The organism is Gracilibacillus salinarum, assembly GCF_022919575.1.
Classification (GTDB): domain Bacteria; phylum Bacillota; class Bacilli; order Bacillales; family Amphibacillaceae; genus Gracilibacillus; species Gracilibacillus salinarum.
In genome coordinates, this window is the sequence record NZ_CP095071.1 from 170,866 (window position 1) to 191,645 (window position 20,780).

The 20,780-nt window shown below is 38.9% G+C and carries 18 protein-coding genes; all 18 read left to right on the forward strand.

The annotated features are described in order from the left end of the window. Positions 1–717 precede the first annotated feature (717 nt). The 18 genes from mraZ to sigG all read left to right on the forward strand — a co-directional run bounded on the left by mraZ (position 718) and on the right by sigG (position 20,542). Positions 718–1,149 carry a division/cell wall cluster transcriptional repressor MraZ gene (gene mraZ, locus MUN87_RS00815; protein ID WP_244744764.1) on the forward strand — a complete coding sequence of 144 codons (432 nt, stop codon included), beginning with the start codon at positions 718–720 and terminating at the stop codon, positions 1,147–1,149. A 23-nt stretch (positions 1,150–1,172) separates the two neighbouring features. Then, a complete protein-coding gene (rsmH, locus tag MUN87_RS00820; protein WP_244744773.1) occupies positions 1,173–2,132 on the forward strand; it encodes a 16S rRNA (cytosine(1402)-N(4))-methyltransferase RsmH in 960 nt (319 codons plus the stop codon). A gap of 15 nt (positions 2,133–2,147) precedes the next feature. Beyond that, complete coding sequence (gene ftsL, locus MUN87_RS00825; RefSeq protein ID WP_244744782.1) at positions 2,148–2,528, forward strand: cell division protein FtsL; 381 nt, start codon at positions 2,148–2,150, stop codon at positions 2,526–2,528. Positions 2,529–2,538: 10 nt separating this feature from the next. Next, positions 2,539–4,722 carry a penicillin-binding protein gene (locus MUN87_RS00830; protein WP_244744784.1) on the forward strand — a complete coding sequence of 728 codons (2,184 nt, stop codon included), beginning with the start codon at positions 2,539–2,541 and terminating at the stop codon, positions 4,720–4,722. A gap of 80 nt (positions 4,723–4,802) precedes the next feature. Beyond that, complete coding sequence (locus tag MUN87_RS00835; protein WP_244744786.1) at positions 4,803–6,728, forward strand: stage V sporulation protein D; 1,926 nt, start codon at positions 4,803–4,805, stop codon at positions 6,726–6,728. 86 nt (positions 6,729–6,814) lie between these two features. Next, entirely contained in the window at positions 6,815–8,275 is a 1,461-nt protein-coding gene (locus MUN87_RS00840) for a UDP-N-acetylmuramoyl-L-alanyl-D-glutamate--2,6-diaminopimelate ligase (RefSeq protein ID WP_244744805.1), read from the forward strand. A gap of 39 nt (positions 8,276–8,314) precedes the next feature. Beyond that, positions 8,315–9,301 carry a phospho-N-acetylmuramoyl-pentapeptide-transferase gene (gene mraY / locus MUN87_RS00845; RefSeq protein WP_244744821.1) on the forward strand — a complete coding sequence of 329 codons (987 nt, stop codon included), beginning with the start codon at positions 8,315–8,317 and terminating at the stop codon, positions 9,299–9,301. Then, the gene (gene murD / locus MUN87_RS00850) at positions 9,298–10,644 is read left to right on the forward strand and encodes a UDP-N-acetylmuramoyl-L-alanine--D-glutamate ligase (RefSeq protein WP_244744838.1); all 1,347 of its coding nucleotides are present in this window, start codon (positions 9,298–9,300) and stop codon (positions 10,642–10,644) included. Before mraY ends, murD begins: the two co-directional genes overlap by 4 nt. A gap of 83 nt (positions 10,645–10,727) precedes the next feature. Then, positions 10,728–11,822 carry a stage V sporulation protein E gene (spoVE, locus tag MUN87_RS00855; RefSeq protein WP_244748063.1) on the forward strand — a complete coding sequence of 365 codons (1,095 nt, stop codon included), beginning with the start codon at positions 10,728–10,730 and terminating at the stop codon, positions 11,820–11,822. 107 nt (positions 11,823–11,929) lie between these two features. Continuing rightward, on the forward strand, positions 11,930–12,721 hold the full coding sequence (locus tag MUN87_RS00860) for a cell division protein FtsQ/DivIB (protein ID WP_244744840.1): 792 nt from the start codon (positions 11,930–11,932) through the stop codon (positions 12,719–12,721). Next, positions 12,711–13,397, forward strand: a complete 687-nt coding sequence (locus tag MUN87_RS00865) for a DUF881 domain-containing protein (RefSeq protein WP_244744842.1) — start codon at positions 12,711–12,713, stop codon at positions 13,395–13,397. Before MUN87_RS00860 ends, MUN87_RS00865 begins: the two co-directional genes overlap by 11 nt. A gap of 2 nt (positions 13,398–13,399) precedes the next feature. Then, positions 13,400–14,128, forward strand: coding sequence for a DUF881 domain-containing protein (locus MUN87_RS00870; protein ID WP_244744844.1), 729 nt, complete (start codon positions 13,400–13,402; stop codon positions 14,126–14,128). Continuing rightward, positions 14,128–14,502 (forward strand): small basic family protein, encoded by a 375-nt coding sequence (locus MUN87_RS00875; RefSeq protein WP_244744846.1) that lies wholly within the window; start codon positions 14,128–14,130, stop codon positions 14,500–14,502. The genes MUN87_RS00870 and MUN87_RS00875 overlap by 1 nt, the downstream gene beginning before the upstream one ends. Positions 14,503–14,626: 124 nt before the next feature. After that, positions 14,627–15,922, forward strand: a complete 1,296-nt coding sequence (gene ftsA, locus MUN87_RS00880; protein WP_244744848.1) for a cell division protein FtsA — start codon at positions 14,627–14,629, stop codon at positions 15,920–15,922. Between the two features lie 66 nt (positions 15,923–15,988). Beyond that, positions 15,989–17,143, forward strand: a complete 1,155-nt coding sequence (gene ftsZ / locus MUN87_RS00885) for a cell division protein FtsZ (protein ID WP_244744864.1) — start codon at positions 15,989–15,991, stop codon at positions 17,141–17,143. Positions 17,144–18,025: 882 nt separating this feature from the next. Beyond that, a complete protein-coding gene (gene spoIIGA / locus MUN87_RS00890; protein ID WP_244744873.1) occupies positions 18,026–18,919 on the forward strand; it encodes a sigma-E processing peptidase SpoIIGA in 894 nt (297 codons plus the stop codon). Positions 18,920–18,945: 26 nt separating this feature from the next. Beyond that, the gene (gene sigE / locus MUN87_RS00895; protein WP_244744886.1) at positions 18,946–19,668 is read left to right on the forward strand and encodes an RNA polymerase sporulation sigma factor SigE; all 723 of its coding nucleotides are present in this window, start codon (positions 18,946–18,948) and stop codon (positions 19,666–19,668) included. Positions 19,669–19,762: 94 nt separating this feature from the next. Then, positions 19,763–20,542, forward strand: coding sequence for an RNA polymerase sporulation sigma factor SigG (sigG, locus tag MUN87_RS00900; protein WP_244717744.1), 780 nt, complete (start codon positions 19,763–19,765; stop codon positions 20,540–20,542). Positions 20,543–20,780: the final 238 nt, after the last annotated feature.

Genomic DNA, 20,780 nt, shown 5'->3' on the forward strand with positions numbered 1-20,780 from the left:
ATGGTCATTTTGATATATCTTATCTGCTTTTGTAAAGGTCCAGAAATAGGCTCCGCCTCCTGTGGGCAGGCTACTATATGAACAGCATCTTTGCTGCCTTGTGCCGAGGAAGCTCACTTCGAAGCGATACTTGCGGACACAGGCACAAACTAAATGGATCTTCAGCTCGCGCTGATTCCACGGGAGCCTCCGCCTATTTCCTGCGCTTTAGGGAAGTGCTACAACGTATGTAACAGCAAATAGAAGTTGTGCTAGGCAATGTATTTCATCAATTATGCTGTGAATCTTGCAGATAATGCTTCATATCCTAGCTGTCGAGCTATACATCAGCGGAGCGGTATCATACCATACATAATATTTCAAAATCACCACTAAGCCGCTAGTTTACATAATCCATATTATAGGTGTTTGTAAAAATTAATTAGGACGGGGCGGGTTATTCCAGGGTTTTCTAATTGAGGCCCGTTTGCTGTAAATTTGTGCTACCGAGTATCTTATTCCACATGTACCACTTCCCACCACTTTCGTCACTTTTTCTTAATCGGAACCCTATTTTTCTAGGAAAAAACCGTGTGAATTGGTTATCGAATGATGTGGCAAAGGCCGCTGTAAACCGTGATATCACGCGCTTTCTTAAAAAATGGTTATTTTTTTGAAGTTTTAGTGGAGGAAAGTGGGGAATGTGGTAGGATAAGGATAGAAGGTGGGTGCTATGGTATGTTCATGGGAGAATATCAGCATAACATTGATACAAAAGGGCGTATTATTGTTCCTTCCAAGTTCAGAGAGAATCTGGGAGATCAATTTGTTGTTACCCGTGGTTTAGATCAATGTTTGTTTGCATACCCGATGGACGAATGGCACCAGCTTGAAGAAAAACTCAAAAAATTACCATTAACGAAAAAAGATGCCCGTGCATTCACCAGATTTTTCTTTTCAGGTGCAGTTGAATGTGAACTGGACAAGCAGGGAAGAATAAATATACCTGCCCCATTACGTAAGTATGCAGGTATTGAAAAGGAATGTGCAGTAATCGGTGTATCTAACCGAGTAGAGTTCTGGGCAGAAGAAAAATGGAATGAATTTGTCGATGTATCAGAAGAATCGTTTGCTGAAATTGCAGAAAACATGATGGATTTTGATTTATAAGACACCAAGAGAGGAGTAACTCCATGTTTGGACATTATACGGTATTAAAAGAAGAAACCGTCAATGGTCTTAATGTTGATCCGAACGGTATTTACGTGGATTGTACTTTAGGTGGCGGCGGCCACTCTGAATACATAGTAAAGCAACTAAGTGATGCTGGGCGTTTGATTGCATTTGACCAGGATGAGGACGCCATAACAGCTGCAAAAGACAGACTGAGCGAATATCAAGATAAGATTACGTTTGTGCAACAGAATTTTCGCTATTTGGAAGAAGAATTGCAGCAATTGCAGATTGATCGAGTCGATGGCGTGCTGTTTGATTTAGGAGTCTCCTCGCCACAACTAGATCGAGGTGAACGAGGTTTTAGTTATCAACATGATGCACCGTTAGATATGCGTATGAATCAAAGTGGTGATATATCAGCATATGACGTTGTCAATCATTGGTCATATGGAGATTTAGTAAGGATTTTCTTTCAATATGGTGAAGAAAAATTTTCGAAGCAAATTGCACGTAAAATAGAAGCTCACCGTATGGAATCCCCGATCAAAACAACTTACGAATTAGTCGAGATAATCAAAGAAGCTATACCGGCTCCTGCCCGAAGAAAGGGCGGACATCCTGCCAAACGTATTTTTCAAGCTATCCGAATCGCAGTAAATGATGAATTGCAAGTATTTGAAGATGCCTTGAACCAGGCAGGCAACCTCTTATCAATAGGAGGTAGAATTTCTGTTATTACTTTCCATTCTTTAGAGGACCGTATTTGTAAACAAACTTTTAAAAAATGGAGCTCAAGTAAAGAAGTTCCGAAGAACATTCCGATTATACCTGAGGAATTTCAACCGGCATTTAAACTGGTGAACAGAAAACCATTGTTACCTTCACAAGAGGAACTCGATGAAAACAGACGTTCGAGATCAGCGAAACTTAGAATAGTTGAAAAAGTAAAAGAAGATAAAGAAGAAAATAATCATTAGAAGGGTGGAAAAACGATGAGTAGTCAACACGCAAGAGTCTTTCATTCGCAAGAACAAGTACAACATCCGGTTCATCAACCGAATGTTGTAAGAAAAAAGGTAAAAGTACAAAAGCGTTGGGTAACACGTGGAGAAAAGTTTATGTATATTCTGTTTGCAGCCATCACTCTTAGCTTCTCTACTTACATTGTTACTTATAGTTCTTCTCTTGATCAATTAAATCGAAATATTGATACGCTCAATACACAGATCGAAGAGCAAAGCGTACATAATGCCAATTTAACCTATAAAGTGAAAGAGTTAAGTCAACCACAACGCATCATCGCAAATGCAAAAGAACATGGTTTGAAAGTAGGAAACACACAAGTAAAACAAGCTAGTGAAGTGACAGATTAGGTGTTTGTAAATGAAAAGTAAAACAACAAAACTCATGCCAACCGTATGGATGATCATTTTTTCGTTGCTGTTTCTCATTATTGCAGGTAGATTCTTATATATCGAAATTGCTGGTGAAGTAAGTGGCGTGTCGATACAGGAACTTGCTGATGAAAAAAGGACCAATCAATACAGTATTCCGGCGACACGTGGTACAATCTATGACCGAAATGGCATGGCACTGGCACAGGAACATGTTGTTTACCGGTTATATGCAATTGTCGATGAAAGCTATACTACAAATCCAGCAACTCCTAAACATGTCAAGGATATTGATAAAACTGCCGAAAAGCTTGCATCAATCTTAGACATGGATAAGCAGGATATTAAAGATCGATTAAACAGCGGTGTAGAAAATGACAAGTTTCAAGTGGAATTTGGTCAGCAATCAAGAGAACTTAATCAAGAGCAAAAAGAAGAAATTGAAGCATTAAAGCTCCCGGGGCTTAATTTTATTGAGGAGCCGATCCGCTATTATCCAAATGGTGTATTTGCTTCACACACGATTGGATTGACGGATAAGAAGGAAGACCAGATTGTAGGGATAAATGGTATCGAAGGGTTAATGAATGATCGTTTAACAGGAAAAGCAGGATCGATTTCCTATCAACGAGATAATTTCAATATGAAACTATTAAACCCAAAAGAAGTCATTAATCAGCCTGAAAATGGTGATGATGTCTATTTAACACTTGATCAGAAAGTACAAACGTTGCTCGAGGACGCTATGTCCCAAGTAGAGGAAGAATATGAACCATCACGCATGACAGCCGTTGTGATGAATGCAAAAACCGGTGAAGTGATGGCAATGAGTAACAGACCAACATATAACCCGAATGATCTAGGTGAAGTGGGTAACTGGTATAATGATGTGATTGCCACACCTATTGAACCAGGGTCTACGATGAAAGTTTTCACACTAGCATCGGCTATTGAAGAAGGGGTATGGAATCCAAAAGAAAAGTATAAATCCGGTACCTATAAAGCAGAAGGTTCTGATAAAGTAATTGGTGATCACAATGGTGACCGAGGTTGGGGCGAGATTACTTATTTAGAAGGAATCCAACGGTCATCTAATGTTGCGGCAGCGAAACTAGCTTTTGAGAAAATCGGACCGGGAAAATTCCTGGAGGATCTGCAGGCCTTTGATTTTGATAAGAAAACGGGTATTGACTTACCAGGAGAGGCAATTGGTCGTTTAGTTTATGATTATCCGAGTGAACAAGTATCAGTATCATATGGTCAAGGTTCTACGTTTACACCAATCCAACTAATGAAGGCAGCTACAGCTATTGCCAATGATGGTAAAATGCTCAAGCCATATATCATTGATAGGACCGTTGACCATGATACCAAAGAAGTAATTTCTCAGAATGAACCGGAAGTGGTAGGGCAGCCTATCTCAGCAGATACAGCCCAACAGACTTTGGACGTATTGGAAACAGTCATTACTTCTGAGAAAGGGACTGGACACAATATTTATAATCTAAGTGATTATACAGTTGCTGGTAAAACAGGGACTGCTAACTTCGTAGATTCAGAGACTGGTAAATATAAAACAGGAAGAGATGGCTATATCTTTTCATTCTTAGGAATGGCTCCCGCAGATGATCCAGAACTGATCATGTATGTTTCGGTCAAAGAACCGAAGCTGAAAGATACAGAGTCAGGTTCAGCACCTGTTTCCTTCGTTTTTAAAAACGTGATGGAAAACAGTTTAAAATACTTAAACATTGCCCCGGATAAAAAGGCATCTGAACCAGTTAAAGTAGTAGAAATCCCTGAGTGGGAAGGAAGCAGTACAGAAAACTATGTGTCTAAACTGAAAGAGTTAGGAATCGATCCAATAGTCATTGGAGATGGCGACAAGGTAGCAAAAGTCAACCTGGAACCAGGAACGAAACTAACTTCGAGACAGACCGTTTTTGTTGCTACGGATAACTTAACTATGCCAGATATGACAGATTGGGCATTCAGAGAAGTATTAGCGTTTAGAGACTTTCTGAATTTAGATGTGGAGTGGGTTGGCGACGGCTATGTCACCAAGCAAAGTATTGAAAAAGGTGCTGCCTTAAATGAAGGGGATTATGTGATGGTGGAACTTGAACAGCCACAAGGATCCAGCCAACCGGAAGAGACAAACGAAGAAGAGTAACAACAGACACAGTGTTCTATTCATCCGTTTAAAAACATATATTGGGACAAACAGTTTCTTGCGTATAAAGGAGTAATGTCATGAAACGGGTAACCAATATTATGGTACAACGTCGAATAGTCGCTGTGTTTCTTATTGTTTTTGTGGTGATGGGGATTATCCTTGGCAGATTGGGGTATGTACAATTTATCTGGTCTGATTTTTTAATTGCTCAGGCTGATGAGTTATGGAGCAGAGATATCGTATTTGAACCGGAACGGGGAAAAATTGTCGATCGAAATGAAGAAGTGTTGGCCGAAAATGTTTCAGCTCCGACTGTCATGCTTGTACCAAGACAAATAACAGATCCTGACCGTACAGCACAAGCATTGGCAAAAGTACTCGGCATGTCCAGTGAAGATGTACTAGCTGCTGTCCAACAGAATGAACGAATTGTCATTTTAAAGCCAGAAGGACGAAAAATATCAGAAGAAAAAGCAACCGCCGTTCAGACATTGGATTTAGAAGGGGTATATGTGGCTGAAGATTCGGTCAGGCATTATCCCAATGGTGCTTATTTATCACATGTATTAGGGTTTAGTGGTATTGATAATCAGGGATTAACTGGATTAGAGTTAACCTATGATGATATGTTAAGCGGAACAGAAGGCAGTCTTTCTTTCTATAGTGATGCAAAGGGAAAAAGAATGACAAAAATGGCCGATAAATATACGCCACCTACGGATGGTTATGACCTGCAATTAACGATAGACAGCCGCGTGCAAACAATTATCGAACGGGAGCTGGATATTGCAGAGGAAAAATATAATCCAGATGGGGCAATTGCAATTGCTGTAAATCCAAAAGATGGCAGTATTTTAGGCATGTCTTCAAGACCAACCTTTGACCCGGCAAATTATCAGGAAATTAGTGCAGAAGTTTATAATCGCAATTTGCCAATTTGGAGTACGTATGAGCCTGGATCGACCTTTAAGATAATTACATTAGCAGCGGCACTGGAAGAAAAGCTTGTTGATTTGGAAAATGACCATTATCATGATGATGGTGATATTGAAGTAGGGGGTACCCATCTTCACTGTTGGAAAAGCGGTGGTCATGGTGAGCAAACATTTTTAGAAGTAGTGCAGAACTCTTGTAACCCAGGATTTATTGTGATGGGTCAGAAACTAGGAAAAGAACGATTATTTTCCTATATTGATCAATTCGGCTTTGGGGAAAAAACAGGGATAGATCTACAGGGAGAGGCATCCGGTATTTTATTTGATGTCGATAATGTAGGGCCGGTTGAATTAGCAACCACAGCTTTTGGGCAAGGGGTTTCGGTAACGCCGATTCAGCAAGTAATGGCAGTCTCTGCTGCTGTAAATGGTGGCTATTTATATGAACCATATGTAGCGAAGGCGTTTCTAGATCCGATAACTGGTGAGGCGGTAAAAGAATCGGAACCGGTGTTGAAGAATCGTGTTATCTCATCTGAGACGTCTAAAGAAGTGAGAGAAGCACTCGAATCAGTTGTAGCTCAAGGTACTGGGCGCAGTGCTTATGTGGATGGATATCGTGTCGGAGGAAAGACAGGTACAGCACAAAAAGTTGGTGAAAATGGTCAGTATATGGAAAATAACCATATCGTTTCTTTCATAGGCTTTGCACCAGCGAATGATCCGGAAATAGTCGTATATGTAGCAGTCGATAACCCTAAGGATACTGTTCAATTCGGTGGTGTAGTAGCGGCACCGATAGTTGGAACGATTATCGATGACAGCTTACGTGCATTAGGTGTTGAGAAACAAGAAGATGGTATCGAAAAAGAGTACCAATGGCCGGAATCATCCCCCGTAGAAATTCCTGATTTAGTCGGGTTAAAGAAAAGTGAATTGCAAGAATATTTACTTTCTCTTGAAGTTGATGCCGTCGGTGAAGGGGACTATATTATTGATCAATCACCTGAAGCAGGAGAAAAAGTAGAAGAAGGAAGTAAGATTCGCATCGTTTTAGGAAATAAATAGTTAAAAAGATTGATCGTAAAGAACTTGTCTCTCTGCTATAATAATATAGTTGAAAATGATAATAAGTAAAAAGAAAAGGTGACACAATGAATGCCAAACAATTAATCAACGTCTTACCAGACTATACTTGCACGAACAATATAGAATCAATTGAAATCAAACAATTGGAAATGGACAACAGACGAATCACAACGGACGCATTATTTGTATGTATTAAAGGCTATACCCAAGATGGACATGAGTATGCTGAAGCAGCTGTAGAAAGTGGAGCAAAGCTGATTGTAGCAGAAAGACAATTAAATGTTTCCGTACCTGTAGTGATTGTACCGGATACATCCAGAGCACTTGCTCAATTAGCGAATGCTTTCTATCAGCATCCATCTAAGCGTATGAACGTCATCGGTGTAACAGGAACAAATGGAAAAACATCGGTAACCCATATCATTGATGAAATTCAGCAACGGGCTGCTAAGAAAACAGCGCTGATTGGTACAATTAAGATGACCATTGATAAGATGGAATATGAAGTGAAAAATACGACGCCAGATGCGTTATTCTTGCAAGACAGTTTTCAGAAAATGGTCGATCAAGCCATCGATGTTTGTACGATGGAAGTTTCGTCGCATGCACTGGACTTAGGAAGAGTTCACGGCGTAGATTTTAATATTGCTGTTTTTACTAATTTAAGTCAGGATCACCTTGATTATCACGAATCAATGGAAAGCTATCTGCATGCCAAAAGTTTATTATTTTCACAGTTGGGTAATACATTTGATGAAAAGCAGCCAAAATATGCTATCATCAATGAAGATGATGCCAATGCTACGTTCTTGAAGAATGCAACAGCTCAATCGGTATTAACGTATGGAGTTAAGAATAATACCACTTTTCAAGCTGTCAATGTAAAATTGATGGCTAGTGGTGTTTCTTTTACTATGAAAACCCCGGAAGGTGACGTGCAAGTCGAAAGCAAGCTGATGGGGATGTTCAGTGTGTATAATTTATTAGCTGCAGCAGCGGCGAGTTACGCAGCAGGTATTGATTTAGTTACAATACAAGAAGTGTTACATGCTACTTCAGGTGTTAAAGGACGTTTTCAACCAGTGGAACACAGTGGAGACTTCGGTGTGATTGTCGATTATGCTCATACTCCAGATTCACTTGAGAATGTATTAACTACCATTAAGCGTTTTTGCGAAGGAACCATTTATGTAGTAGTTGGATGTGGTGGGGACCGCGACAGAAGAAAGAGACCATTAATGGCTGAAGTGGCATGTAAGTATGCTGATAATGCCATTTTTACTGCGGATAATCCGCGCTCTGAAGCACCTCAGGCAATTCTTGATGATATGATTGATAATCTAACTTATACTAATTATCAAATTGTTCCAGACAGAGAAACAGCAATTAAACAGGCGATCGAACAAGCTAATGATAAAGATGTCGTCCTCATCGCGGGTAAAGGTCATGAGACTTATCAGATCGTCGGTGATCAAGTGTTAGATTTTGACGACGAACAAGTTGCAAAAAAATATTTAAGCGAGTAATAAACGTAACAGCTGGATAGAAGATTGGAGAGAACATGGATGAATGAATATACATTTTTAATTACAGTAGCGATCGCATTTTTGATCACTGTTCTGCTATCCCCGATATTGATTCCTTTTCTGAGGAGATTGAAATTTGGTCAAAGTATCAGAGAAGAAGGGCCGAAATCACACCAGAAGAAGTCAGGAACGCCAACAATGGGGGGCGTAATGATTATTTTAAGTATTACGATTACGACTATTTTCGTTGTACTTCGTGTGAATAATGGTGTGCTCGGCTACGAAATTTTTCTATTATTATTAGTATTAATCGGATTTGGTCTGTTAGGTTTCCTCGATGATTTTATTAAAGTCGTTTTGAAACGGAATTTAGGATTAACATCCAAGCAAAAACTGCTCGGTCAGCTTGTTATTTCGGTTATTTTTTATATCGTATTATTGAGAGAGGACTTTGCCACTACAATATCGTTACCAGGAACGGATATGGCGCTCGAGCTCGGCTGGTTTTATCCGATTTTTATTGTAGTCATGCTGGTAGGATCATCTAATGCTGTTAACTTGACTGATGGACTAGACGGTTTGTTAGCAGGGACAGCTGCAATAGCTTTTGGCGCATTTGCTATTTTAGCTTGGTACGGAATTCCTGATTTAACGATCACCCTATTCAGTCTTGCCGTAGTTGGTGCACTTTTAGGTTTTCTTGTCTTTAACGCGCATCCCGCTAAGGTATTTATGGGTGATACTGGCTCCTTAGCATTAGGTGGTGCTATTGCAGCGATCGCTATCTTATTGAAAATGGAAATCCTGCTAGTGATTATTGGTGGTGTCTTTGTTTTAGAAACATTATCCGTTATTATTCAGGTTATATCATTTAAAACAAGAGGGAAGCGGATCTTCCTGATGAGTCCACTTCATCATCATTATGAATTAAAAGGCTGGTCAGAATGGCGTGTCGTCACAACGTTCTGGGCTGTGGGTATATTGTTCGCGATATTAGGCATTTACATTGAGGTGTTGTCAACATGAATGAGTTAAAAGCATTTCCTTATCAAAGAGTGTTAATATTAGGTCTGGCAAAAAGTGGAACAGCAGTAGCGAAATTATTACATCGCAATGGAATTGGTGTTATCGTCAATGATTTAAAAACGCCGGAAGATGATGATAATGTCCGTCAAATTAGAGATCTTGGTATAGGAGTTATCGTAGGAGAACACCCACTGTCTGTATTAGATGATGTAGATGCTGTGATCAAAAACCCGGGTATTCCTTATGAGAATGTTCTGATCAAAGAAGCGTTGCACAAAGACTTGCCGATATTGACGGAAATTGAATTAATTGCTTATTTCGGAATTGATCAAGTAGTGGGTATCACCGGATCTAACGGAAAAACAACCACTACAACATTAATTTATGAGATGTTTAAACGGGCGGAACTTCCAGCAAGTCTTGCAGGGAATATAGGCCATGTTGCTTCAGAAGTAGCAGAAGGCATGGAGGAAAATGAAAAGATGATCATTGAGTTATCATCTTTTCAGTTATTAGGCGTTGACCGTTTCAAACCAAGGATTGCTGTTTTACTAAATCTTTTTGAAGCACATCTCGATTATCACCATACAATCGAACATTATCAAAATGCGAAAGCAACTATTTTTAAAAATCAAACGGAACAGGACTATCTCGTCTATAATGCTGATGATCCCCGCATTAAGCAGATGGTCAAACCTGCAGCTTCTACACTTGTGCCTTTTAGCCGTGAAGCCCAGCTCACGACTGGCGCATATTGTAAAGATGGTGCGATTTATTTCAAGCAAGAAAAAGTCATGGATATCGATGCAATTGCATTGGTAGGGGCACACAACCTCGAAAATATTCTGGCTGCAGTTGCCGTAGCAAAGATTGAAGGGATTTCTAATCTTACCATACAAGCAGTGCTTGGTAGTTTTACCGGCGTGTCCCATCGCTTGCAATTTGTTGAAGAAGTTAATGGCAGGCTTTGTTATAATGATTCGAAAGCTACCAATATATTAGCTACTTCGAAAGCTTTAAACGCATTTAGCCAACCTGTGATTCTATTAGCGGGTGGCCTTGATCGTGGAAATGAATTTGATGAGTTAATTCCACATATGTCCAATGTCAAGGGAATGGTCTTGTTTGGAGAGACAAGTGAGAAGTTAACTCGCGCAGGTAAGGCGGCAGATGTAGAACAAATTCAAATTGTGACAACGATGGAAGAAGCCGTTCAACAAGCCTATCAGCTATCGGAAAAAGGTGACATCATTTTGTTGTCCCCCGCTTGTGCGAGCTGGGATCAATATAAAACCTTTGAAGAAAGAGGCAACATGTTTATCGATTCTGTGCATAAGTTATAATAGGGGCTTGTCTATTATAACCAGCACGTATCACGCAACAGCCCCTAATTCTAAACGAATTTGGGGGTTTTTTTGTGGAAGCAATGGTAAAACATCGAAAACCAGATTATCTATTAATCTTCTTTATTCTGTTGATACTTACTGTGGGGACTATTATGGTATATAGTGCCTCGTCTATATGGGCGGAGTATAAATTTGGTGACACATATTATTTTTTGAAACGGCAGCTGTTATTTGCGGGAGTAGGTATTGCTGCGATGTGGTTTGTCTCTCAGATTCCTTATTTTCAATGGATTAAATACCGCAAATGGATTTTTATAGGCTGTTTTATTCTCTTGGTTGCTGTACTGATTCCAGGGGTCGGATTGGTTAGAGGGGGAGCGAGAAGCTGGATAGGAGTAGGAGCATTCAGTATTCAACCGGCGGAATTCATCAAACTTGGTATGATCATGTTTTTAAGTGGTTATCTCGTTAATCATCAGGACAAGATTACGGAGTTTAAAAAAGGATTTGTACCGCCATTAGCATTAACTATGCTTGTTTTTCTATTTATTATGCTGCAGCCAGACCTTGGGACAGGTATGGTTTTTCTCCTGACATGTTTTCTGTTAATCTTTGTAGCAGGAGCTAGGATCATCCATTTTGTATTCTTAGCGGGATTTGGTTTTATCGGATTTATGCTGCTGATCATTTCGGCACCGTATCGGATTAATCGAATTACTGCCTTTCTTGATCCGTGGGAAGACCCGTTAGGAACCGGATTTCAAATAATTCAATCACTCTATGCGATTGGACCAGGAGGATTACTAGGAGTAGGTTTTGGTAACAGCCTGCAAAAATATTTTTATTTACCAGAACCGCACAATGATTTTATATTTGCTGTTATTGCAGAAGAATTAGGTTTTCTTGGAGCTAGTTTTGTTATTTTATTGTTCTTTCTGTTTATCTGGCGTGGAATACTAGTTGCGATTCATGCCCCTGATTTATTTGCAAGATTGCTTGCTATAGGTATAGTAGGGATGATTGCCATTCAGGTGATGATTAACATTAGTGTTGTTATTGGCCTCATTCCAGTAACTGGGATTACATTGCCCTTCTTAAGCTATGGAGGATCATCTTTAACACTAACACTATGTTCAGTTGGCATATTAATTAACATTAGTAAATATCGCCAGTAAACATGGGCTATTTGGATGATGCTCGAATAGGTTAGAGTGTGATATACTAGAACAAAGCGAGTATATTTTTGGCAGTATATTGATTTAAAAGTAAAGGAAGTATATATATGGGACAGAAAAGAGTCGTTTCGATTGAAGATCGTATTCCAAAATTGAAACAAGATCGTCGAAAAAAAGCAAATAGAAAATTGATTTTTTATTTGCTTATCTTTTTTCTATTAATCTTTATCGTCATTTATCTGCAATCTCCTATGAGTAATGTGAAGCATATTTCGGTTGAAGGGGCTCAATGGATTGATGACGATGTAATTATTAATCAGAGTGGTATCGAGGACAATGCTAATTTTTGGGGCGTACATACAAAAGATTTAGAAGAAAATATTATAACACACCCACAAATAAAATCGGTGGATGTGTCGAAGTCCTTTCCTAATACCATTGTGATGAATGTGAATGAATTAAACCATGTGGCTTATGCACAAATGGAGGACAACCTTTATCCTTTGTTAGAGAACGGGGATTTGTTAGATTCGGTTAACTGGTCTGATATTAAAGGTGATGTACCGGTTCTAAAAGGATTTTCGGACGATCACTATCTTCAGGAATTATCGGAAGAGCTGGCTAGTACGTCACCTTATGTAGCGGTGTTAATTTCTGAAGTAACTTGGGTACCTTCTGATTCTAATCCATACAAAATTAAACTTTATATGACAGATGGTCAGGAGGTGGAGTCTTCTATCCGAAATTTATCCTCTAATTTAGAAAGTTATCCATCGATTGTCAGTCAGCTGGACCCAGAGAAGGAAGGCGTGATTAAGATTGACCAGAGTGGGGCCGTATTTACACCTTATGAGGTCGATAAGAAAGAGGAGGAAGAAATAGAGGGTAATGAAGAGTAATCCAGTAATATTTGCATTCGTCTTTTTAGTATTAGGATTTCTGATTACATTTAGTTATCAGCAAACGAAGTCATCCGCAGAGATTGTTCAAGTGAATGATCAGGATTGGGAAAGAGATTATTATTATCGTAAGCAATTAATTGAAATGGAAGAATCGAACAAACAGCTTCGTACTGAGTTGTATCAAACAAGGCAGGCAGTCAAGGAAATGGAGCAGGAAATAGGGGAAGGTACGGATGACTTGAAACAACTGGTTGAAACGAAAACCACCCTGCAAAAACTAACTGGTGAGTTAGCTGTCACAGGGGATGGTATTATGGTGACATTAAAGGACGCCAGCTATATTCCAAGTGAAGATCATGCGAACCAATATATTGTACATGACAGACATATTCACCAGACAGTAAACGAACTGTTTAGTGCTGGTGCAAAAGCTGTAGCCATAAATGGTCAGCGGATATACCGCAACAGTTATATTACGTGTATTGGACCGGTGATTTCTGTTGATGGTAATGCTTATCCCGCTCCATTCGTTATTTCGGCTATAGGTGATCAGGACATTTTGGATGTCAGCTTAAACCTGAAAAACGGTGTAATAGATCAACTCGTGCAAGATAATATCGAAGTGACGATTGAAAAAAAATCTGATATAGAAATGCAAGCGAAGGATATATGAACATGATGAAAAAGTTAATTTCCAAACAATATGTAACCATCAGTTTTATTTGTTTGCTTATCGGTTTTATGGTTGCCATACTGTTCAATACCCATCAGCAACCAGCAGAGCGTGATACAAGAGACAGTTGGGAAATTCGAACAGCCATACAAGAAGAACAAATAACGCAACAAAACCTCTATCAGGAAATTGCAGAAGCACAAAATATGCTAAGTGATTATGAAGATCAAACACAGCTTCAACAGATTGAATCATTGAAAGAATCAATCAATGATTTGCGCAAGAAAGCTGGTTTAACAGAAGTGGAAGGTAAAGGGGTTCAGATTACATTAGAGCCAATGTTCTTAGATGAAGAATATCAGGAATACCCAAAATTAAACGCGGAATTGATTCAATTGTTGATTAATGAACTGAATGCAGCTGGTGTAAAAGAAATAGCTATTGATGATCAGCGGATTATCAGCTTAACGCCGATCCGGGACGTCAATGGCAATGTCTATGTAAACAATACTTCAATTGGAGATTTGCCTGTACAAATCAAATTATTGGCAAATGAACCAGACCGTGTGATTAATCATATTGAAGTTAGTGAAATTGCAGACTATTTTGCTTTAGAAAATGTTACAATCAATATGATAGAAAAAGATTCGATTACGATCACAAAATACGATGGTCCATTAAACGTTGACGAACTGAAGGACACGGATGTAACGAAAGAGGATGAAAAGTAATGTGGCTACCGGGACTGTTTTTAATAATTGGCTTAGTATTGGGCTTTATGACTAATGTGTCCATACCTCAAGCCTATTCAAATTATTTATCCATTGCTGTATTGGCTGCGTTAGATACATTATTTGGTGGAATCAGAGCGCAATTGGATCGAAAATTTGATCAGCAAGTATTCATTACCGGATTTTTCTTTAATGTCTCGTTGGCAGCCTTACTTGCTTTTATAGGTGTTCAGTTGGGAATTGATCTTTATCTGGCAGCTATATTTGCATTTGGTGTCCGCTTGTTTCAAAATTTGGCCATCATTCGCCGGTTGTTACTTAGCAAATATGATGAATACAAACAGCAAAAAAAACATGCAAAAGACCAGAAATGAAATTTTTCTGCTAAATTTTCACTTATACGTGTAAAATTGTTGTTTTTTTTATTATAATAGTGTTTAATACAGTTTATTATATGAAGAGATACGTAGTTTAATGCATAGAATTAGGAGGTGCCTTATGGATAACGGTGAAATTCTAGTCAGCTTGGATATAGGTACATCAAAAATAAAAGTGATTATCGGCGAAATAGTAGGAGATTCACTTAATGTAATTGGTGTAGGAACAGCCAAGTCACTAGGTATGAAAAAAGGAGCTATAGTAGACATAGACGAAACTGTACATTCGATCCGTACAGCCGTCGAACAGGCGGAACGTATGGTAGATATACATATTGATCAAGTAATTGTAGGTATTAACGGCAATCATGTGCAATTACAAAGATGCCATGGTGTAGTTGCGGTCTCCAGTGATAGTAAAGAAATTGCAGAAGAAGATATTCATCGGGTTATGGATGCGGCACAGGTTATGTCTATTCCGCCAGAGCGCGAAATTGTCGATGTTATTCCGAAACAATTTATTGTGGACGGGCTTGACGAGATCCGTGATCCTAGAGGAATGATTGGTGTTCGCTTAGAAATGGAAGGTACTATCATTACTTGCTCCAAAACCATGTTGCATAATATTTTGAAGTGTGTAGAAAAAGCCGGATTAAAAATTATGGATATTTGCTTGCAGCCTTTGGCAACTGGTGAAGTTGCATTATCACAAGACGAAAAAAGTCTAGGAGTCGCCTTACTGGATATCGGCGGAGGAAGTACAACAGTATCTGTATTTGAAGACGATGGATTAGCGGCTACAAGTGTTATACCTCTTGGCGGATACAATATTACGAAGGATCTATCCATTGGGTTACGGACAACCTCAGAAGAAGCTGAAGATATTAAACTTGATCATGGTCATGCATTTTTCCAAGATGCGAATGATGAAGAAATCTTTGATGTCAATATCATTGGCAGTAATCAAAGACAAACATTTAATCAAGTAGATTTAGCTGAAATTATTGAAGCTAGACTAGAAGAGATTCTGGTTTACAGTGCTAGAGAAATTCAAAAAATGGGATATGATGAGATCCCAGGAGGTTTAGTACTTACTGGCGGATCAATGAGTATGCCTGGTACAGCTGAATTAGCGCAGGATATTTATCAAAGTAATGTAAGAATTGCGATACCTGATTATATTGGGGTTCGTGAGCCTCAATTCACTGCAGGAATTGGTATCTTGAAATTTGCCTACAAGAATGCGAAAATACAAGGGAAACAGTTTTCAAATGCAGTAACAGAACAAGAAATGGAAGAAAAGCCTGTTCAAAAAGAAAAACCGAACCGGGCGCAGGCAAAACCTCAGAAACAACGACAGCCAAAAGAGAAGAAAGAGCCTAAAATAGCAAACTTTTTCAAATATTTCTTTGATTAAGAAGGACTATCTTTTCACACGTGGAAACATACAGACTATTAATCTTGCAAAATAGGAGGAAATGGCATGTTAGACTTTGATACGAATATGGATCAGCTAGCTACGATAAAAGTAATCGGTGTCGGCGGTGGCGGAAGCAACGCTGTAAACCGAATGATAGAACATGGTGTACAAGGTGTGGAATTTATAGCTGTAAACACCGACGCACAGGCACTGAACTTGTCAAAAGCTGAAGTAAAAATGCAAATTGGAACGAAATTAACTAGAGGATTAGGCGCAGGCGCCAATCCAGAAGTAGGTAGAAAAGCAGCGGAAGAGAGCAAAGAACAGATTGAAGAAATTCTAAAAGGTTCAGATATGGTATTTGTTACTGCTGGTATGGGCGGAGGTACCGGAACTGGTGCTGCTCCAGTTATCGCTTCTGTTGCAAAAGAGCTGGGTGCCTTAACCGTTGGCGTTGTTACACGCCCGTTTACCTTCGAAGGTAGAAAGCGTGCTACGCAGGCAGTGTCAGGAATTGATGGATTAAAAAGCAGTGTAGATACATTGATCGTTATTCCGAATGATCGATTGTTAGAAATTATTGATAAAAACACACCGATGTTAGAAGCGTTCCGTGAAGCGGATAATGTCTTGCGTCAAGGTGTACAGGGTATCTCTGATTTAATTGCAACACCTGGTTTAATTAACGTCGACTTTGCCGATGTGAAGACCATTATGGCTGATAAAGGTTCAGCATTAATGGGTATCGGTATCGCAACAGGTGAAAGCCGAGCCGCTGAAGCTGCGAAGAAGGCCATCTCTTCTCCATTGCTTGAAACATCAATTGATGGGGCGCATGGCGTTCTGATGAATATTACAGGTGGAGCTAATTTAAGCCTTTATGAAGTACAAGAGGCAGCGGATATCGTGACATCTGCAGCAGACCAGGAAGTAAATGTTATTTTTGGTTCTGTGATTAATGAAGACTTAAAAGACGAAATTGTAGTAACGGTTATTGCAACTGGATTTGATGAAACACAAATTAAAAATGCTCAAAACAAACCAAGATCCGGCTTACAGTCAGGTCCGCAAAAAAGAGAAAAGCAACAACCTAAACAACAACAACCAGAAAAACCACAACAAGAACCAGCACCAACGTCTTCTGCATCAAGACCAAAACAAGAAGAAGACACGTTGGATATCCCAACATTCCTAAGAAATCGTAACAGAAGAAGATAATCTAAAAAACTGCCATCTATTGGCAGTTTTTTTAGCAGTCAAGAAAAGAAAAGTATAAAAGTGCAGTCACAGCAGTAATTTATGGAACATGAAATTGAGTTTCTATAATATGGATTATGTTAACTGCTTAGCAGTACGGTAATTTTGAAATGTTTAAACTGCTTGGGTACCGCTCCGTCCAATCACTTCGCGTCCTGCGGGGCACGGCTGTCCCGCGGGAGTCTACGTGGTTGGCCTACGCTAGGATGTTTGCTCTACAACTGATGTAGTAAGAAGGATATGAACCGCTATCTGCATAGAATAGCCACCATTTCGATGATTTATAATGCCAACACCACTACTTATAGCTATTTCGAGCGTTGTAGCACTCCCTTAAGCGTAGGAAATAGGCGGAGACTCCTCATGCCTCAGCGCGAGCTGAAGATCCACTTGGTCTGTTCCTGTGTCTTCTAGTTTCGCTTCGATGTAAACTTCCTCTACACAAGTTAGCACAGTTGCTATTCAAGTAGTAGCCTAGCAGAATCCGTGCCCACAGCCTATTTCCGGAGCTTTGCTACGCACGAAATACATTTCAAAGTAGCCATATTGTTAAACAGTTCCACTTGACATAGAATTATGTAATCTCTGCTGTTAACTTTGTTAAAAGTTTCCTCATATAGCATCGACATACTTTTTACGCGAACCTGTTCCGTACATGAAGCCTTGTTTTCACAATGATGACAACTAACTGCCTTCCTGCTATTTCTCACTTTCAACAATATCAATCAAATTTTCTTAAAACTAGATGATTTTTGCATACAAACTGTGACAGACTTCTTTCCTTTCTTTCTTTATACTTAGTAGACAAGAAATGCTTGTTAAGTTTGTTGGGAAAGGGAGGACATGGTGACAGTTTATATCGAAGTCATTTGGCTTATCAATATTATGATTGACTGGATGATCCTTTTGCTTACCCAGTCCATTACCAGACACATGACCAAATGGTATCGTCTTTTATTAGCGAGCTTATTTGGATCCATTATTGTACCGTTATCTTTCATCGCACCAACATTCCCGATAGACGCCTGGTATTTCAAAGTCATGCATTCTATGCTAATGGTTTGTGTAGCGTTTGGATTTCGAAATGTCGCTGTCTATTTAAAGTTATTATGTACCTTTTATTTTATGACTTTTTCGATAGGCGGTGGCTTATTTGCCATTCATTTTTTATTTTATCAAGAAGGAAATCTGACTAGTCAAGGAGTGGAGGCAGGTCAAATACATGCGTTATTTGTATTAATTGGTTTTCCTATTGTGTTGTTTTTTACAAAGCTCCGAATGGACAAGCACAAAATGCAACAGTTTGAACAGGAGTTTTATTATACTGTCTCAATTGACTGGAAACAAAAAATTGTAGAAACGACCGGTTATTTGGACAGTGGAAACCATTTAGTTGATCCCTTTACCCAAACACCAGTGATCATTGTGGATGAGACAATCTTACGACATTGGTATACAGAGGCGCAAATTGCACAGCTTCGGACTTCCTATCAACAATTGCTAGGAGGTGAAAGTAATGAATTTCAAAATGAAGGATTTAGACTATTACCATTTCAAGGTGTCAGTGGAAGCCAGGATTTTATGCTGGCCTTTAAACCAGACCTTTTGAACATACATATGAAGGATCTTCAACTGACTAGTAAAAAGGTGCTAATAGGAATACAATTTGGCAATTTGGTATCAGATGACAGTTATCATTGTTTATTACACCCTAAATTATTTCAACAGACAGGGTGACATTATATCGATAAGGAGTGGAAGGAATGCAAATCGTACAACAAAAATATAAAATGATTTTTTACAAAATTTTAAAGAAGCTAGGGTTTAAAGTTGACGAAATTTATTATATCGGGGGAAGCGAAGCATTACCGCCACCATTGTCGAAAGAAGAAGAATTTGAGTTAATTAATCGGCTTCCGGTAGGTGACAAAGCTGCCCGAGCAATGCTGATTGAACGAAACTTACGTCTTGTTGTTTATATTGCCAGAAAGTTTGAAAATACCGGTATCAATATTGAGGATCTCATCAGTATTGGAACAATCGGTTTAATAAAAGCAATCAATACATTTAATCCTGAGAAAAAGATCAAGCTGGCAACATACGCATCAAGATGTATTGAAAATGAGATTCTGATGTACCTCAGAAAAAATAATAAAATAAAAACAGAGGTTTCTTTTGATGAACCTTTGAACGTTGACTGGGACGGCAATGAATTGCTGTTATCAGACGTACTTGGTACGGATGAAGATGTGACATTTAAAGACTTAGAACAGAGTATAGATAAATCTTTATTGCGAAAAGCATTAGATCAATTAAATGGTCGTGAACGGCAAATTATGGAATTGCGTTTCGGGCTAGTGGACAAAGAAGAAGAAATGACGCAGAAAGATGTAGCGGATATGCTTGGAATCTCACAGTCCTACATTTCCAGATTAGAGAAAAAAATCATCAAAAGATTGCAAAAAGAGTTTAATAAAATGGTCTGAAATTCTCTTCATGGTAAATGATGGATGATGCATAAAAACCTCCTGATTGGTGATACTGATTTTTGAGAAGGATCTCCAATTGGGAGGGTACGATATGACAAGACACAAAGTAGAAATATGTGGGGTAGACACAGCTACATTACCAGTTCTAAAGAACGAAGAAATGAGAATTTTATTTAAAGCCATGCAAAATGGAGATCAATCAGCACGTGAAAAATTGGTCAATGGCAATCTAAGATTAGTACTTAGTGTTATTCAGCGCTTTCATAATCGTGGAGAGTACGGTGATGATCTGTTTCAAGTAGGATGTATCGGCTTATTAAAATCCATTGATAACTTTGATTTAAGTCAAAATGTGAAATTTTCCACCTACGCTGTTCCAATGATTATAGGTGAAATTAGACGATATCTCCGTGACAATAACCCGATCAGGGTTTCCAGGTCATTGCGCGATATCGCTTATAAAGCACTTCATGCTAGAGAAAAGCTTTTGAATAAGACATCAAAGGATCCTTCTCCTCTGGAAATTGCAAATGAATTAGATGTGCCAGTGACAGACGTTATATTTGCATTGGATGCTATTCAAGACCCTGTTTCATTATTTGAACCGATTTTCAATGATGGAGGAGATCCTATTTATGTAATGGATCAGGTTGGTGATGATTCCATTAAAGATAACGATTGGATTAATAACTTATCTATCAAAGAAGGAATGCATCGACTGAACAAACGTGAGAAAATGATCTTAAATAAACGTTTCTTCCAAGGAAAAACACAGATGGAAGTCGCAGAAGAGATTGGTATTTCACAAGCACAAGTCTCACGTTTGGAAAAAGCCGCAATTAAAGAAATGAACAAAGAAATGTTTGAGTAAGTAGTGAAAGTCTAGAGGACAAGGTATAGTGACAAAAAAGCCGAATTTAACACGATGGCAGTAAAATCATCATGTTAAATTCGGCTTTTCAATTTGGTAGTTACGACCGAGTGGGCTTTCCTGTTTTTTTACGGTAGGAAAGCGAAAATGTTAGCAATGAAGAGGCAGTGAAAATATATGTACCAATAAAAGCTTCGATACTCGCTAATAGACCAGGCGAGTAACAAGTTTTTCTAAT

Excerpts from the sequence above, each read along its gene's own strand:
- mraZ (WP_244744764.1), top strand. The coding sequence starts at position 718 with ATGTTCATGGGAGAATATCAGCATAACATTGATACAAAAGGGCGTATT.
- rsmH (WP_244744773.1), top strand. The coding sequence starts at position 1,173 with ATGTTTGGACATTATACGGTATTAAAAGAAGAAACCGTCAATGGTCTT.
- ftsL (WP_244744782.1), top strand. The coding sequence starts at position 2,148 with ATGAGTAGTCAACACGCAAGAGTCTTTCATTCGCAAGAACAAGTACAA.
- MUN87_RS00830 (WP_244744784.1), top strand. The coding sequence starts at position 2,539 with ATGAAAAGTAAAACAACAAAACTCATGCCAACCGTATGGATGATCATT.
- MUN87_RS00835 (WP_244744786.1), top strand. The coding sequence starts at position 4,803 with ATGAAACGGGTAACCAATATTATGGTACAACGTCGAATAGTCGCTGTG.
- MUN87_RS00840 (WP_244744805.1), top strand. The coding sequence starts at position 6,815 with ATGAATGCCAAACAATTAATCAACGTCTTACCAGACTATACTTGCACG.
- mraY (WP_244744821.1), top strand. The coding sequence starts at position 8,315 with ATGAATGAATATACATTTTTAATTACAGTAGCGATCGCATTTTTGATC.
- murD (WP_244744838.1), top strand. The coding sequence starts at position 9,298 with ATGAATGAGTTAAAAGCATTTCCTTATCAAAGAGTGTTAATATTAGGT.
- spoVE (WP_244748063.1), top strand. The coding sequence starts at position 10,728 with ATGGTAAAACATCGAAAACCAGATTATCTATTAATCTTCTTTATTCTG.
- MUN87_RS00860 (WP_244744840.1), top strand. The coding sequence starts at position 11,930 with ATGGGACAGAAAAGAGTCGTTTCGATTGAAGATCGTATTCCAAAATTG.
- MUN87_RS00865 (WP_244744842.1), top strand. The coding sequence starts at position 12,711 with ATGAAGAGTAATCCAGTAATATTTGCATTCGTCTTTTTAGTATTAGGA.
- MUN87_RS00870 (WP_244744844.1), top strand. The coding sequence starts at position 13,400 with ATGATGAAAAAGTTAATTTCCAAACAATATGTAACCATCAGTTTTATT.
- MUN87_RS00875 (WP_244744846.1), top strand. The coding sequence starts at position 14,128 with ATGTGGCTACCGGGACTGTTTTTAATAATTGGCTTAGTATTGGGCTTT.
- ftsA (WP_244744848.1), top strand. The coding sequence starts at position 14,627 with ATGGATAACGGTGAAATTCTAGTCAGCTTGGATATAGGTACATCAAAA.
- ftsZ (WP_244744864.1), top strand. The coding sequence starts at position 15,989 with ATGTTAGACTTTGATACGAATATGGATCAGCTAGCTACGATAAAAGTA.
- spoIIGA (WP_244744873.1), top strand. The coding sequence starts at position 18,026 with ATGGTGACAGTTTATATCGAAGTCATTTGGCTTATCAATATTATGATT.
- sigE (WP_244744886.1), top strand. The coding sequence starts at position 18,946 with ATGCAAATCGTACAACAAAAATATAAAATGATTTTTTACAAAATTTTA.
- sigG (WP_244717744.1), top strand. The coding sequence starts at position 19,763 with ATGACAAGACACAAAGTAGAAATATGTGGGGTAGACACAGCTACATTA.